Origin of the sequence: Aquimarina rhodophyticola, assembly GCF_042434915.1 — a bacterium.
Classification (GTDB): domain Bacteria; phylum Bacteroidota; class Bacteroidia; order Flavobacteriales; family Flavobacteriaceae; genus Aquimarina.
Genome location: NZ_CP170198.1, coordinates 378,884 through 393,997, shown reverse-complemented (window position 1 = coordinate 393,997; position 15,114 = coordinate 378,884). Strand labels below are relative to the sequence as shown.

Sequence of the window (15,114 nt, the reverse complement as noted above, 5' to 3'; positions counted from 1 at the left end):
AGTTCTCGAAGATACTAAAGATTTCAACTAAGAAAAAATAAAGACTGTGGATCGTTGATACCTTAGTTAGCGCGCTGCAAAGTCATAGTTAAACCCTATTGTAAACGTATCATAACGCCTTCCTAAACTTTTAATATTGAACTCTGCATAGATATGTACAGGTACAGTAAATTGGTACAAAGCTCTTAATTTAATTTGAGCTCCATGATTTAAGTTTCCACTTTGTAAAACCAGAAACGCTTTATCTACGCGTTCGTCTAGACTAGATTCATTATTACCGACATAGCCAATGCCTGCTGTTATAGTGGTAGGATACCAATTAAAAAGTATTAAGTTGACACCAAATGCTAACTCACTATACCCTGATTGCTTATCCTCTTTATCGGCTAGAATCATAAATTGGTGTGTAAATTCTGCTAAATAGGTTGTAAAACAATTGGGTGCATATTCAACTCTGGCTCCTGCTCCTAGCTCGTTTGCTAATCCAAAATTTTTATTAACAGATAGTCCAAAATTGAGACTATTCGGTTCGTATTGAGCATGACATAATGTACTACATAGTAGTAGTAAAACATTTGTAAAGAGCCGTTTGGGGATGCTCGTTTGCATGTATTAAAAAAATTAAATATGTAGTTTAACGATTATTTAGCTGCAAAAAGCTTTACATCATCTTCACTTATCTCATTGCCACCTAGTATTATCAAACGTTCGACCACATTACGCAGTTCTCTAATATTACCAGTCCAATCATATTGCTGTAATTGCTTAATCGCTTTTGGACTAAATTTTTTTAATAACATGCCTTGTTGCTCGGCTATCTTTTTTGAAAAATGTTCTATCAACAGAGGGATATCTTCTCTACGATCATTGAGCGAAGGAACTTTAATTAAAATAACAGCTAGTCGATGATATAAATCTTCTCTAAATTTATTATTGGCAATTTCTTTTTTAAGGTCTTTGTTAGTAGCGGCTACAATCCTAACATCTACTTTTATATCCTTATCACTTCCAACTCGCTGAATTTTATTTTCTTGTAAAGCACGTAATACTTTGGCTTGAGCAGATAAACTCATGTCTCCAATTTCGTCTAAAAAGATAGTACCGCCATTGGCTGCTTCAAATTTACCTGCTCGATCTTTATTGGCAGAGGTAAAAGCACCTTTTACATGACCAAATAATTCGCTCTCAATGAGTTCTCCTGGTATTGCTGCACAATTGACTTCTATCATTGGCCCTTTAACACGCTCACTTTTTTGATGTAGCCAGTGTGCCACTAACTCTTTTCCTGTTCCATTAGGTCCCGTAATTAGCACTCGCGCATCTGTAGCTGCTACTTTTTCGATAATATTCTTAATATCCGAAATTGCTGTAGAAGCTCCTATCATCTCATAATTCTTAGAGACTTTCTTTTTGAGCATCTTATTTTCTACAACAAGCTCCTTTCGATCCAATGCATTACGTACCGTGTTCAATAATCTATTAAGATCTGGGGGTTTTGAAATATAATCAAATGCACCCAATCGCATCGTATTAACCGCGGTATCAAGATCTCCGTGACCCGAAATCATAACCATTGGAATCTCTGGTTTTATTTTCTTTACAGCCTCTAGCACTTCAACACCATCCATTTTTGGCATTTTAATATCGCATAAAACAAGATCAAAATCTTCATTCTTTATCACTTCTATCCCCTCCAGACCATCTGAAGCCTCGAACACTTGGTATTTGGGATTCTCTTCGGATAATATCTTGCTTAAGACACGTCTAATTGCAGATTCATCTTCGATTATTAAAATTTTTGCCATCATATTTTTAATTTGATTCCACTACGTAGATAGAACGTATTTTTATCATTAATAGTAAGTATATTTTCTTGATCACCGTTGCGCAATCTAATTTCATTACTTAGCGTATAGCCACCATAAGCATAGAATAGAATATGTTTTGTAAAAAAATGCTCATATCCAACAGCTCCAAGTATTGTTAACATTGAAACATTCTCTGCTACTTGCACAATACCATCTTGATCTATAAAGCTTCTATTTCTCTGTATATTTCCATAAAAACGATCGAGACTTGCAAATAATTGAATCGTGTTTTTATCATTGATGAGATGCTTAATATTGGTTTTTGGGGTTCCGACTGCATAAGACCATTTTGGATGAAACTTTTTATAATAGTTTACAATAGGTAATGGGAAGTTTATGCTTGAAGGATAGGTAAATTGAAACCCAAGTATTAGCCTAGAAGGTTGACGTACACCCTCTCCTTTCTTACTTCTTATAAAGTATGAAGATATGGTATATCTAAAATCGTCTGTCTCTAAATTATTGTTTTCAATATTTGAAGAAAGCCGTGTTCCAAATTTTGCTCCAAAACGCCAGATTTCACTCATTTTAAAAGTATATCCAAGTTCTAATCCAATGGTATGAAAGTCATCCAATCCACTTTTATTAAAACCCTGCAAATTTTCGGTTCCATCTTGGATGTCTAAGGTATTAAGACGATACTGAGTACCGACCACAAGATAAGCACCTTTCTCATTTAATTTGAAAGGAATATTAGCCATAAATCTAAAACGACTGTATAAATTTTTGCTATCTGCTTGCGGAATGTTGGCGTACTCTATTCTTGCCAAATCTGTACTTTGAGCTACAAGATTGGTTGTATAAAATAATATGCATAGCATACTTAATTTGTAGGTAATAGCATGTAGGTAAGATTGGGCGTTCTTCATATATTAGTTCATTTCGTTTTTGGTTACCATCTGATTAATTACATGAATATCACGTTGAGGAAAAGGAATAACGACGTTATGTTCCCTAAATAAACGATCAATTTCAAAACGTATTTCACTCTTAGGAATAGCACTAGAAAAACTATCATTGAGTGTAAAAACAATTTTGAAATTTAACGAACTATCTGCAAATTCTGTAAAAAGGACTAAAGGTTCTGGGCTTTTTAAGACATTTTTATTATTTAATGCTGCTTTTATTAACAGATCCTTAACCAGATTGACATCACTGCCATATGCAACACCAACCTCGACCGATTCTCTAGTCAGCGTTCCATTTTGAGTCCAATTATATAGCGTGGATGTCAAATATTTATGATTGGGGATCACCAATACTTTATTATCTATAGTTACCGCTCGTGTTGTTCTTAATTTAATTTCTTCGACTCGCCCAACCTTACCTTCTAATTCTATAATATCGCCAACGTGAACTGTTTGGTCTACAAAAATGAAAATTCCAGAAATTATATCCTGAATAAGCGTTTGTAGAGCCAGACCTACACCAACTAATAAAGCGGCAGATGCTGCAAATACGGCGGTAATATTAAAGCCAATACTATCTAGAGCAACTAGAAGTACTATAACGTTTACAAAGTATTTAAGAAACGAAAATACCGATATAAATTTAACTTTACTCTCGTGAGGTAGTTTTCGTGTTGCTACTCGACTTATAAATTTTAAAACGATTGAAGTAGCTAAAAAAATAAAAATTACAAAAAGTAAGAGCCAAACCGTTAATACTATGGGATCTTTTTCTGAACCAACTCTAAAAATTTCATAAAGCAAAAACTCTCTAATACTTCCCCAAATATCTTCTTTAATTACTTCTTCGACTTGATCGGCTATCTTTTCTTGAATCATTTTAATATTTTAACCATTTCCATATTTCTTTATAACTCGCTTTTTTACCGTACATTAGGATACCAACCCGATAAATTCGGCCCGCAAACCAAGTCATAAAAATAACACTTCCGAATAGAATTATTACAGAAATTAAAATTTCATACCAAGCAACACCAAATGGGATTCTCATAAGCATCACAACAGGAGACGTTAATGGTATCATAGAAAAAATTGTAGAAACTGTTCCATGTGGATTTTCAATTACAGAGAAAAAGCCAACATAAATTCCTAACATTAAAGGAATCAATACAGGCATCATAAATTGTTGAGAATCTGTCTCGCTATCAACAGCAGCTCCAATAGCCGCATAAATAGAACTGTACAAAAAATAACCTCCAATAAAATACACAAAAAATAAACAAACTAGAAAAACCAACGGTAATCTAAGAATATCCTGAAGTACTAAAGCTATTTCACTGGAATTGGATTGTACCATATCGAGTCCAGCGCTCGACGAGACTGGCGCAGGCGAAACTTCAAAAAATGTACTCGCAATTATAAGCAATGTTCCGCCCAAAATCACCCATATTAAAAACTGTAACATCCCCGCAAATGATGTCCCCAAAATTTTACCCATCATTAATTGCATGGGTTTTACAGACGATATTATAATTTCGATAATTCGATTCGACTTTTCCTCAATTACAGAACGCATAACCATATTACCATAGATAATAATAAACATAAATAACAAATATCCTGCTGCCCCACCAAAAAACATTTTGACGTAATTAGACATTTTTGAAGTTTTCTCTCCAGTAAAGTTTTCAATTTGAATTGTTACTTTGGCTCTCGAATTTTCTATAGTTGCCAAATCAAAACCTTCTCTTTTAAAGTTTTGATTAGTTAGCTTCTCTGCAATTAGATCCTCTATTGGATTAATTATTGAAGGATTGGGAGAATCCTCTGAGTAAAATTGAATTGCTTTTGATAACTCGCTAGAGGTAGATTTTAAAGGAATATAAAGTAAGCCATATAAATTTTTAAGTACCACAGAGTCTTTGGCGTCATTAAGTGAACTGGAACTGTAATTAATAAATCGCACATTTTCAGTATCGACAAATTTATTCACAAAAAGTCCTGTCTTATCAACCAAGGCTATTTCACGAATTTCATCATTATTAAGAGTTGTTAACCAAGAAATTACTCCAATCATTCCTATCAAGATGATAGGACTTAAAAATGTCATAATAATAAAAGTCTTGTTACGAACTCTTGAGATAAACTCTCTCTTTATAATTAGAGGTAAATTATTCATTTTCAGAAATCGTTTTAATAAATATTTCATTAACTGTTGGTATCACTTCGTTAAAACGAACGACTCGACCTTTTGAGGCTAAGTATCCTAACAAATCATTTGACCCCATAGTCTCATTTAATGTTATTTGTACTTTTAATTGATCATCTATGGTTTTAAAATTGGCTGGGGCTACGACAAATTTTTGTGAAAGCTCTTTAAGCAATTCTTCGTGATTAGCAGTATGTACTCCTATTTCAAAAGTATTCGTTTTATATGCTTTCTTGATATCTGAAACTTTACCTTCTAAAATCTTTTTGGATCTGTTAAGCAACGCCATATGATCGCATAATTCTTCTACACTTTCCATACGATGTGTTGAAAAAATTACAGTAGCTCCTTCATCTCTTAGTTGTAATATTTCATCCTTTATAACATTCGCATTAATAGGATCAAATCCGCTAAACGGCTCATCAAAAATCAATAACTTGGGTTGATGAAGTACCGTTACTATAAACTGAACTTTTTGAGCCATTCCTTTTGATAATTCCTCAATTTTCTTGTCCCACCAATGAGTAATTTCAAACTTATCAAACCAATACTTAAGACGTTGTTTTGCTTCTTTTTTTGACAATCCTTTTAGTTGTGCCAAATACATAGCTTGCTCCCCAACACGCATAGATTTATACAAACCGCGTTCTTCGGGCAAATACCCTATATTTTGAATATGTTTTGGTTGTAAAGGTTCTCCATTTAAAAAAACAGATCCACTATCTGGCAAAGTGATTTGATTAATTATTCTAATTAAAGTAGTCTTACCAGCCCCATTGGGCCCCAACAACCCAAAAATACTACCTACAGGAACTTGAATTGACATTTCTTCAAGCGCGGTGAATTCCCCAAAACGCTTGCTTACTTGCCTAGCTTCTAAAGCTTGAATCATAAAATTCTTAATTATAATGGATATATGATGATAATCCTCGTGATCAATTTTATGTAAACTCTATGATCTCACTGAGAATTAGAATATAAAAATACTACTATTACTTACAAACGGAAGTCTTTTAATGAAAATCTAAAAATTATTTGTAGGCTGTACTCATAAAACTAACTAGCCATAAAAACAAAACCCACCCTGAATACTAAGTATTTAGGATGGGAAAAAAATTGCTATGAAAAAGAAAAATTATCACTATAGAAATAGTGATGTTTCAAATATACGAATTTTTCTTAATCATAAGTTAATGTCATCTAAGCAATTCCTACAAACTGTTAAATTCTTTGTTTTTAAGAAAACATATCTTTTACCTTTTCAAAAAAAGATTTATCTCCGCTATCGGGACTAGGTTTAAAATGATCATCCTGAGACATTTTTTCAAAAAATTCTCGCTGTTCTTTATTGATTGTTTTAGGTGTCCATACATTAACATGAACTAATAAATCACCTTTACCATATCCATTGATACTTGGAATTCCTTTACCTCGCAACCTCAGGATTTTTCCGCTTTGTACACCTTCCTCAATTTTGATTCGAACTTTTCCTGTAACTGTATCAATTTCTCTAGAAGCTCCCAATACTGCTTCAGAAAAACTCACATATAAGTCATAATGTAGGTTATCTCCCTCTCGTTGTAAGTAAGGATGATCTAAAACCTCTATAGCTACCAGTAAATCTCCTGGAACACCATTTCCAGGTGCATCGTTACCTTTACTTGAAACTTTGAGTTGCATTCCCTCTTCTACTCCAGCAGGTATTTTTATGCTTACAGTCTCCTCGACTACCTTTAATCCTTGAGCATCTGCATCGGCAGATTTTTTATCGATCATTTGACCCGATCCTCCACATGCTGTACAAACAGAGGCAGTTTGCATCCTACCTAATATCGTATTTGTAATACGTGTAATCTGACCAGAACCATTACATGTTGAACAGGTTTTATACGTTGTCCCAGAGGCTTGAACTTTTCGCTTTACTTTTATCTTCTTTTCGACTCCATTAGCAACTTCTTCCAAAGTAAGCTTAACTCGTATACGAAGATTACTCCCTTTGGCTCTGCGTTGACCACCGCCACCGCCACCAAAACCACTAAAGCCACCAAAACCGCCGCCGCCAAAGATATCGCCAAATTGACTAAAGATGTCATCCATATTCATACCGCCACCGCCGCCAAAGCCGCCGCCTTCAAAAGCTTGATGACCGTATTGATCATAACGTTGACGTTTGTTAGGGTCACTTAACACCTCATATGCCTCGGCTGCTTTCTTAAAACTCTCTTCTGCAGTTTTGTCACCAGGATTTTTGTCTGGATGAAATTGAATCGCCTTTTTTCTATATGCTTTTTTTATTTCGGCTTCAGTAGCATTCTTACTAATGCCTAAAATATCATAAAAATCGTCTTTCATACACTAATTATTGTCCAGTAACTACTTTAGGAAATCGAATTATTTTATCTCCCAATTTATATCCTTTCTCTACGACATCTACAATCTTACCCTTTAAATCCTCTGTTGGTGCTGGAATTTGAGTAATAGCCTCATGCTCATCTGCATTAAAAGCATCCCCAGCAACTACATTCATTTCTTCTAAGCCTTTAGAAATAAGTGTCTCTCTTAATTTATTGTGAATCAATCCAACACCCTTACTCAAATTTTCATCTTCTGACTTTTCGATTTCCTTCATCGCACGATCAAAATCATCCATTACAGGCAACATCGATGACAATACGTCTTGACTAGCTGTTTTAAAGAGCTCCAAACGCTCTTTGGATGTTCTTCTTTTATAATTCTCAAACTCAGCAAAAAGGCGCAAAAATTTGTCTTTTTCTTTTTCTAACTCCTCTTTATACTTCATTTCTGTATTTTCATCACCAGTTTCAGTCTCTTCTACTGTTTCATCTACTGTCGTTTCAAGAAGCTCTTCTTGTTCATTTACTGCCTCCGACTGTTTATTTTTATTACTCATGTAGCTCGTACTTTTAATAACTTTTGTTTTTGAAGGAGCAAAAGTACTGCCATTTTTTAATTAATGTCATAATGTCACTTTAATATTTTAGCATATCTTTATGAGTTTTCCGTTTATAATAAAATAATTTTGAAAATCATTAAATCCTATAATTAACTATATTATGAAAACTAAAATCATGAGTGTGTTTGCTTTGGCAACACTTGTATTTACATCAATTTCTTGTAAAGGCGAAAATAAAAATGAGACAGAAGCAGCAGCGGCAGAAGCTGTTAAGGAAGCTCCTGTAGAAGCTATTAGCTACAATGTGGATCCTGCTACCAGTACTATCGAATGGGTAGGTTCAAAACCGACTGGTGAACATAAAGGAACCATTGCTATTGCAAACGGTACCGTGAAGGCAACTGCAGATAACATCGAAGAGGGTTCGTTTACCATTGATATGAACACTATTACAGTTACCGATCTTGAAGGTGATGAAAAAGCAGGTCTTGAGGGTCATTTAAAAGGTGAAGGCGAAGGTAAAGAAGATCACTTTTTTAATGTTGCAGAACATCCTACAGCTTCTTTTGAAATCACAGGAATATCAGAAAAAGAAGGTAAAACTATGATCGATGGTAATTTGACTATAAAGGGGATTAAGAAAAATATTTCTTTTCCCGCGACTACTTCAATTGAAGGAGATACGATGAGTTTAACTTCTGAAGAGTTTACCATCAATCGTACAGAGTGGAATGTGAATTATGGCTCTAAATCTGTTTTTGAAGGTTTAGGAGATAAATTTATCAATGATGACATTAAACTTAAAGTGATGATCAAAGCTAAAAAAGCTTAATCACTGTTTCCAAAAATTAAAAACTCCTGATACTCTTTTCCTATGGTGTCAGGAGTTTTTTTATAGGATAATTCTTAAAAAAATTATACTTCTTGTTTATTAACAATATCCTGAATCGCCACCGCGACGTTGTCAAAATTAAAATTAAACCCTGTTTCTAGTAACTTTTCACAACTCACCCGCTGACTGGCAAACAAAATTGTATGCATTTCACCTAATATTAGTTTCATCATAAACTTGGGCACATTAGGTAAAAAAATGCTTTTATTCATTTTTTTTGCGATGATTTTTATTAGCTTTTGATTGGACACTGGATTAGGAGCAACTGCATTAAAAACCCCACTTTGCTCTTGCAATATACTATGTAAAAAAACACGTGCAAGATCCTCTACGTGAATCCAACTTTGCCACTGTTTGCCGCTACCAAATGCTGTACCTAAGTTATATTTTACTGGCTCTGCCATCTTGGGGAAAGCTCCTCCTTTTTCTGATAATACCAAACCAATCCGTAAAATACTAACAGATATATCGATACTTTTAAATTGATTTACTGCATCCTCCCATTGTCTAACTACAGTTCCCAAAAAGTCATCAGCTATTGTTTGAGTTTCTTCGGTATAGTAATTTTGAAGTGAACTAGGATAAATTCCGATAGCACTAGCTGATAGCATATGTCTAACCGTATGCTTTTGATTTTTGAGGGTATTAAGAAGTAGTTTAGCAGAAAGTGTTCTGCTTTCTATTATTTCTTTTTTATAGTTTTTTGTCCATCGTTTTGCTACTGTGGCTCCCACCAAATTTATGATCACCTCAACCTCATGTAAACAATTCACATCAATACTATTGTTTTGAGGATCCCAAAAATATCCTTTGTAATTTGATTTATTTTCTATTTTATCCTCACTTGTAGTCAAATAATGGACAACAATATTGGATTGGTGGCATAACTTTACGACCTCTTGGCCTATCATACCAGTAGCTCCAGTGATTAAAACTTTCATAAATTGTTATTTACGCCAAATTACTATGCTATTTTGGTAAATGCAATGCCTTTATTATAGGTTTAACAATGGTTTAAGGACAAATTAAAAACTTGAGAAGCGACTACAAAAGCTTGCTGGCACGTAACATTTCTCTCTTACCTGGAGGTCCAGGTAAACGTTCCACTGTAAAGCCAACTTCTTGCATAGCTCTACGTACACTACCTTTTGCCGAGTATGTAACTAATACTCCATTAGGTGTCAAAGCATTAAACATACTTTTAAACATATTTACTGTCCATAGTTCTGGTTGAACCCTGGGACCAAAGGCATCAAAATATATCAAGTCATAGGCCTCGTCTGCTCTGATATCCAAAAAATTAAGTTTTCTTTTTAGTAACCGCATCGTGTCTGAGATTTCTTGAGTAGTTTCCCATACACTGCTATGTAACCTTGTGAATAATGCATTTTTTGTTTTATCAATTTGAGTAGCATAATTCATAGCCTGTGCTTCTTCTATCTTTACCGGATACGCTTCAACACCTTCATACAGTATCTGTAAAGATTTATCATCTGCCTCTAAAGCAGTTATAAACGCATTGAGACCTGTACCAAATCCCATTTCTAGAATTTTGATTTTTTTGGAAGCTGTTTGTTGCAAATAATAATGCAAACCTGTTCTAACAAAAACATGATACGCCTCATTTACAGCACCGTGTATTGAATGGTATTGCTCGTCCCAATCCACTATCTGAATAGTTGTTGAGCCATCAGCAGTTAGTATGATTTCTCTTTTCAATATAATTTAGGTTTATTTCTTTACCAAAACGCCACTTGCAATAAAGGAGTATGTTTTTTTAGGCTGCACAATCTGTGCTATTTCTTCAATAGATTTACCAGCATCTTGAGCATAATGCTTTTGGTCTGCTACAGACATTTCTTGTATAAAGGCTTTACCTTGTGCAATGATAGTGTCTTTTTCTATATCTTTTGGAACAAAGAAACCATAGTCTTTAAATGTTACTCTTGCCTCTGTAATATCATCAAGATCAATCTTCATCCAACATCCTTTTGCTTTACATACGGACGCTACTGTACTTATTAATGTAAGTGGCAAAGTATCCCCTACTTTTAGATGCGCATAATACTCTTTTAATTCTGTACTATTTATAATTGTAGCATTATTTAAAGGCTCCCCAAAGGTTGCATACCCTTCTTTATCTAAATCTTGAACTTTTATAGTGTTAGCTTCTTTTTGAGATGATGAGCATCCTAGTAGAAGTGATAAAAAGAAAATTAAACCATATGATTTTTTCATAATTCATTATAATTTTGTCAATTGTTAAAAATAAGCATTTTAAAAATTCTCATTTTGTTTAAAATCGGTATTTTTGTGTCCAAATTATACGTATAGCTAAAGAACATGTAAAGTTCACCTACCAATCTACACAAAAGTAGGTAACATATATTTTAATTTCTATACCATTAAAATTATATTGATGGAAAATAAAATTACAGACTCGGTTAAAATTACTCCAGTTACTAAATCTAGGTTAGATCAAGTTGATTTTGCTAATCTTAATTTCGGAAAGACATTCTCTGACCATATGTTTGAGTGTGATTTCAAGGATGGTATCTGGCAAACTCCGCATATCAAACCTTATGGTCCTTTAACTATCGATCCTTCGGCACGCGTATTTCACTATGGACAAGCTGTTTTTGAAGGAATGAAAGCATTCAAAGATGATAAAGGAGATGTATTTTTGTTTAGACCAAAAGATAATTTTAATCGTATAAATATATCGGCTAATCGTTTAGCAATTCCATCATTCCCAGAAAACTATTTTATGGATGGGTTGAAACAGTTAGTAACTCTGGATAAAAATTGGATTCAACCTGGTATTGGTAATTCTTTATATTTACGCCCTTTCGTAATTGCTACTGAAGCTAGTGTCTCTGCTGCTGAAGCGAATGAGTATAAATTTATGATTATCTGTTCACCGGCTCAAGCTTATTATGCTGGAGATGTAAGTGTTCTTGTATCAGAAAAATATAGTAGATCTGCCAATGGCGGAGTTGGGTATGCCAAAGCTGCTGGAAATTATGCTGCGCAGTTCTATCCAACTAATTTGGCTAAAAAGAAAGGATATCAACAAATGATTTGGACCGATGCTGACACGCATGAATACATGGAAGAGGCAGGAACAATGAATATATTTTTTAGAATTAATGATACTTTGTTAACGGCACCAATTAGCGATCGAATTCTTGACGGAATCACGCGTAAAAGTTTATTAACATTAGCCGAAAAAGAAGGTCTTACTACCGAGGTACGACCGATAAAGGTTAGTGAAATTGTAGCGGCTGCTAAGGATGGAAGCCTTAAGGAGATGTTTGGTGCTGGTACCGCTGCAGTCATAAGTCCGATAAAGGCTTTTGGTCACAAAGAAAATCATTATGAGATAAAACGTCCAGAAAAGAGTTTTGCTTCGCTTCTTAAAAAGAAACTAATGGATATCCAATATAATTTAACTGATGATCCATATGGATGGAGAGTAAAGGTGTAAGTATACATCTAGTGTAATAATAAAAAGCCCTTTAAAGAAATTTCTTTAAAGGGCTTTTTATATCAGCCTTCTAAAATCTTTTTTAGATTGGGTTTAAAATAATTTGGGCCTTTAAGAACTTTCCCATCTTCTCTGTAGACAGGATTGCCATCATCGTCTAATTTACTCATATTACTACGTTGAATCTCATCAAACACTTCTTCAATTTTATGTTGTAAACCATGTTCAATTATAGTTCCGCATAAAATATAGAGCATATCTCCCAAGGCATCTGCTACTTCTATAAGATCATTATTTTGAGCTGCTTCGAGATATTCTTCGTTTTCTTCTTTCATTAACTCAAAACGCAATTTATTTTTTGGATCTCCCAAATTGGCGATAGGATGCTCCTGATATCCAATTTTGAAAGCGGTATGAAATGCTTGTACCGCAGTTATTTTATTTTTCATGGTGTAAAATTTTATGATAGTGCGCTATTATTTTAACGTAACTAGAACCTAAGTTTTATCTTTGTCTTAAAAATAGACATCTATGTTTAGTTCGGGTCAATTGTTATTTGCAGCTTGTTTTGTAATTGCTTTTATCGTATTAATGTTTTTTGCGTATCAAAAGGATATAAAATTACATCGCAAATATTATAAGGGTAGTTTTTTAATTTTAGTTGGTTTTATTTGTTTTATCTTAATTCTCTTTGGTTTAAAGACGTATCTCAAAAATTAAATAGGATGCCAACAACACCCTATTTAATCATACATCAAATTTACAAAGACTATTAATTAACTTCTGGTAAGAAGTTGTACTGTTTGCTATATGTTATCATTTGTGTAACAAAATCTTTTGGTTGTGTAACCTTGATAGCTGTTATTTCTCCTGCATCATTTGTTTCTGGAACCAAAACTGGATTAACAAATCCACTGTATGGCGCAGATTTGAATTGTTCATTACGTTGTAGTACTTCTTTATGGATTGCTTGATCTACTTTTACTCCGTAACCCTCAACCAAAGCTTCGGCAGCAGCATAATCGCCTTCGGATTTGATACGTTGAGTTTCTCGCAATAATTCTCCAAAAATTGCTCTCAACTTAGTGTAATCCTTTATATCAAAGTAAGTTTTCTCATCCCGTGTTATTTTTTGAATTACACCTTCCTTTTTTCCTTTTTCAAACGCCCAAGCACTTACCCACTGTCGGTTACGCATATGTGCCTCTTCGACATCATCTCCAATATTGAGACGAATCAATTGTGTCATTAATCCATTTCTAATATAACCATCATAGGCTGCTTTACCAACTTTTTCCCAATCATCAACCAGACCTAATTCTTGTAATTTTGGATCCATCAGATAAAACAAACCAACCAAGTCAGCTCTTCCTTCTTCCATTGTTGAGGCATAGTTTTTTAAGGTTTCTTTGGTTTCACCTACACCTGGATTTAGCTTACCAGAGGCATGTCCAATAACTTCATGTAAAGCTGTATGCAATTTATCAGCCAATTGACCATACTGCTCTTCTAACGCCAGTTCTTCTTCATCATGAACAAATTCTTTAAGTCTACCTGTATTACCTGCATTATTGTAAGCATTAATTATATTACCTAAAGAAACTGACTTAGAACCAACCGCAGCGCGAATCCAATTAGCATTTGGTAAATTCACACCAATTGGTGTGCTTGGAGAAGCATCTCCTGCCTCACCTGCTACGGTAACCACTTTATAAGTAACTCCAACAACACTATCTTTTTTATGTGCATCCATTAATGGAGAGTTATCCTCGAACCACTGTGCATTTTGTGACAAGACAGCCATCTTCTCACTCATATCAAAATCTTTGATCTGAACAATCGTCTCGTAGGATCCTCGATATCCTAAAGGATCATTATAAACTTCTATAAAACTGTTGATATAATCAATATTACCCTCGGTAGCAGCAGTCCACGCAACATTGTAATCATCCCATACCTGTAGATCTCCTGTTTTATAATATTCAATCAACAAGCCAATTGCATTCCCTTGAGCTTCGTTTTCGGCAACTTCTTTAGCTTTTTTAAGCCATTTGATAATTTCATCGATTGCTTGTCCATATAAACCTCCTGATTTATAAACTCGCTCTTTTAAAACTCCATTTTCTTTAACTAACTGAGAATTTAAGCCAAAAGATAATGGCTTATTGGGGTTAGGAGATTTCATTTTGGCGTAAAAATTAATTACATCCTGATTTGTAACCTGAGGACCATAAAAATTAACTGCGGACATCGCAACATTATCAACACCTTTGGACTGATTTACTTTTTTGGCATCCCTATCATTAAAAATTACCTCAAAAGCAGCTTTTGATAATTCGGTATTTGTAGCAGCTAATAAGGTACTCAAATAATCTTTATCAAAACTAGGTTTTATTTTGTCATTACTGTAGTGATGATGAATTCCATTAGAGAACCAAATTCTCTTAAGATAAGTTTCAAAAGCCTTCCAATTGGCATCATTCTTATCACCACTGTAAGTAACATACACATTCTCTAAGGCTTTTCTAATCTTCAAGTTGTGGCGATAGTTTTGATCCCACATGATATCTCTACCACTTAAACCCGCTTGTGTAAGATAATATACTAATTTTTGTTCCTTAAGACTGAGATTTTCCCATCCAGAAATCTGATATCTTAAAAGCTTAAGATCTGCAAATTGCTCTACAACATAATCAAATGTATCTTCTGAACTAGCCTCGACAGAACTACTCATTTCTAAATTATTTACTTCTTTTGGATCGTTTTTACAACAGATTACCAATCCAAGTAATGCTAATAAAATTATTAATTTACTAAGTTTCATACGAATTTTAAA

General features: G+C 34.1%; 15 protein-coding genes. 2 read left to right on the top strand and 13 right to left on the bottom strand.

Annotated elements, in window-relative coordinates; all coding sequences use genetic code 11:
• Positions 1-66 precede the first annotated feature (66 nt).
• From ACE939_RS01740 to ACE939_RS01705, 8 genes are all read right to left on the bottom strand, one after another.
• Positions 67-609, bottom strand: coding sequence for a hypothetical protein (locus tag ACE939_RS01740; protein WP_378187055.1), 543 nt, complete (start codon positions 607-609; stop codon positions 67-69).
• A gap of 32 nt (positions 610-641) precedes the next feature.
• A complete protein-coding gene (locus tag ACE939_RS01735; RefSeq protein WP_378187054.1) occupies positions 642-1,805 on the bottom strand; it encodes a sigma-54-dependent transcriptional regulator in 1,164 nt (387 codons plus the stop codon).
• Positions 1,805-2,737, bottom strand: a complete 933-nt coding sequence (locus ACE939_RS01730; protein ID WP_378187053.1) for a hypothetical protein — start codon at positions 2,735-2,737, stop codon at positions 1,805-1,807. The genes ACE939_RS01735 and ACE939_RS01730 overlap by 1 nt, the downstream gene beginning before the upstream one ends.
• 3 nt (positions 2,738-2,740) lie before the next feature.
• A complete protein-coding gene (locus tag ACE939_RS01725; protein ID WP_378187052.1) occupies positions 2,741-3,655 on the bottom strand; it encodes a mechanosensitive ion channel family protein in 915 nt (304 codons plus the stop codon).
• 1 nt (position 3,656) lies between these two features.
• On the bottom strand, positions 3,657-4,955 hold the full coding sequence (locus tag ACE939_RS01720; protein ID WP_378187051.1) for an ABC transporter permease: 1,299 nt from the start codon (positions 4,953-4,955) through the stop codon (positions 3,657-3,659).
• Positions 4,948-5,877 (bottom strand): ABC transporter ATP-binding protein, encoded by a 930-nt coding sequence (locus ACE939_RS01715; protein ID WP_378187050.1) that lies wholly within the window; start codon positions 5,875-5,877, stop codon positions 4,948-4,950. Before ACE939_RS01715 ends, ACE939_RS01720 begins: the two co-directional genes overlap by 8 nt.
• A gap of 344 nt (positions 5,878-6,221) precedes the next feature.
• On the bottom strand, positions 6,222-7,337 hold the full coding sequence (gene dnaJ, locus ACE939_RS01710) for a molecular chaperone DnaJ (protein ID WP_378187049.1): 1,116 nt from the start codon (positions 7,335-7,337) through the stop codon (positions 6,222-6,224).
• 7 nt (positions 7,338-7,344) lie between these two features.
• Positions 7,345-7,896: a nucleotide exchange factor GrpE gene (locus ACE939_RS01705; RefSeq protein WP_378187048.1), complete on the bottom strand. Its 552-nt coding sequence runs from the start codon at positions 7,894-7,896 to the stop codon at positions 7,345-7,347.
• Positions 7,897-8,059: 163 nt separating this feature from the next.
• On the opposite strand from ACE939_RS01705, the gene ACE939_RS01700 reads away from it, so the two are divergent.
• Positions 8,060-8,731, top strand: a complete 672-nt coding sequence (locus ACE939_RS01700; protein ID WP_378187047.1) for a YceI family protein — start codon at positions 8,060-8,062, stop codon at positions 8,729-8,731.
• Positions 8,732-8,814: 83 nt separating this feature from the next.
• Here ACE939_RS01700 and ACE939_RS01695 read toward each other — a convergent pair whose 3' ends face one another.
• The 3 genes from ACE939_RS01695 to ACE939_RS01685 form a co-directional block, all read right to left on the bottom strand.
• Complete coding sequence (locus ACE939_RS01695; RefSeq protein WP_378187046.1) at positions 8,815-9,732, bottom strand: TIGR01777 family oxidoreductase; 918 nt, start codon at positions 9,730-9,732, stop codon at positions 8,815-8,817.
• Between the two features lie 103 nt (positions 9,733-9,835).
• Positions 9,836-10,510, bottom strand: coding sequence for a tRNA (5-methylaminomethyl-2-thiouridine)(34)-methyltransferase MnmD (mnmD, locus tag ACE939_RS01690; protein ID WP_378187045.1), 675 nt, complete (start codon positions 10,508-10,510; stop codon positions 9,836-9,838).
• Between the two features lie 12 nt (positions 10,511-10,522).
• Positions 10,523-11,029, bottom strand: coding sequence for a DUF4920 domain-containing protein (locus tag ACE939_RS01685; RefSeq protein ID WP_378187044.1), 507 nt, complete (start codon positions 11,027-11,029; stop codon positions 10,523-10,525).
• Positions 11,030-11,210: 181 nt separating this feature from the next.
• Here ACE939_RS01685 and ACE939_RS01680 point away from each other — a divergent pair, with 181 nt between their 5' ends.
• Complete coding sequence (locus tag ACE939_RS01680; protein WP_378187043.1) at positions 11,211-12,278, top strand: branched-chain amino acid aminotransferase; 1,068 nt, start codon at positions 11,211-11,213, stop codon at positions 12,276-12,278.
• A gap of 62 nt (positions 12,279-12,340) precedes the next feature.
• Here the strand turns inward: ACE939_RS01680 and ACE939_RS01675 are convergent, their stop codons facing one another.
• Both ACE939_RS01675 and ACE939_RS01670 read right to left on the bottom strand, forming a co-directional pair.
• Positions 12,341-12,727: a hypothetical protein gene (locus ACE939_RS01675; protein ID WP_378187042.1), complete on the bottom strand. Its 387-nt coding sequence runs from the start codon at positions 12,725-12,727 to the stop codon at positions 12,341-12,343.
• Between the two features lie 323 nt (positions 12,728-13,050).
• Entirely contained in the window at positions 13,051-15,102 is a 2,052-nt protein-coding gene (locus tag ACE939_RS01670) for a dihydrofolate reductase (protein ID WP_378187041.1), read from the bottom strand.
• Positions 15,103-15,114 lie beyond the last annotated feature (12 nt).

What these genes read in the sequence shown, in the direction of transcription:
- ACE939_RS01740 (WP_378187055.1), bottom strand. Translation starts at nt 609, where the DNA reads ATGCAAACGAGCATCCCCAAACGGCTCTTTACAAATGTTTTACTACTA.
- ACE939_RS01735 (WP_378187054.1), bottom strand. Translation starts at nt 1,805, where the DNA reads ATGGCAAAAATTTTAATAATCGAAGATGAATCTGCAATTAGACGTGTC.
- ACE939_RS01730 (WP_378187053.1), bottom strand. Translation starts at nt 2,737, where the DNA reads ATGAAGAACGCCCAATCTTACCTACATGCTATTACCTACAAATTAAGT.
- ACE939_RS01725 (WP_378187052.1), bottom strand. Translation starts at nt 3,655, where the DNA reads ATGATTCAAGAAAAGATAGCCGATCAAGTCGAAGAAGTAATTAAAGAA.
- ACE939_RS01720 (WP_378187051.1), bottom strand. Translation starts at nt 4,955, where the DNA reads ATGAATAATTTACCTCTAATTATAAAGAGAGAGTTTATCTCAAGAGTT.
- ACE939_RS01715 (WP_378187050.1), bottom strand. Translation starts at nt 5,877, where the DNA reads ATGATTCAAGCTTTAGAAGCTAGGCAAGTAAGCAAGCGTTTTGGGGAA.
- dnaJ (WP_378187049.1), bottom strand. Translation starts at nt 7,337, where the DNA reads ATGAAAGACGATTTTTATGATATTTTAGGCATTAGTAAGAATGCTACT.
- ACE939_RS01705 (WP_378187048.1), bottom strand. Translation starts at nt 7,896, where the DNA reads ATGAGTAATAAAAATAAACAGTCGGAGGCAGTAAATGAACAAGAAGAG.
- ACE939_RS01700 (WP_378187047.1), top strand. Translation starts at nt 8,060, where the DNA reads ATGAAAACTAAAATCATGAGTGTGTTTGCTTTGGCAACACTTGTATTT.
- ACE939_RS01695 (WP_378187046.1), bottom strand. Translation starts at nt 9,732, where the DNA reads ATGAAAGTTTTAATCACTGGAGCTACTGGTATGATAGGCCAAGAGGTC.
- ACE939_RS01685 (WP_378187044.1), bottom strand. Translation starts at nt 11,029, where the DNA reads ATGAAAAAATCATATGGTTTAATTTTCTTTTTATCACTTCTACTAGGA.
- ACE939_RS01680 (WP_378187043.1), top strand. Translation starts at nt 11,211, where the DNA reads ATGGAAAATAAAATTACAGACTCGGTTAAAATTACTCCAGTTACTAAA.
- ACE939_RS01675 (WP_378187042.1), bottom strand. Translation starts at nt 12,727, where the DNA reads ATGAAAAATAAAATAACTGCGGTACAAGCATTTCATACCGCTTTCAAA.
- ACE939_RS01670 (WP_378187041.1), bottom strand. Translation starts at nt 15,102, where the DNA reads ATGAAACTTAGTAAATTAATAATTTTATTAGCATTACTTGGATTGGTA.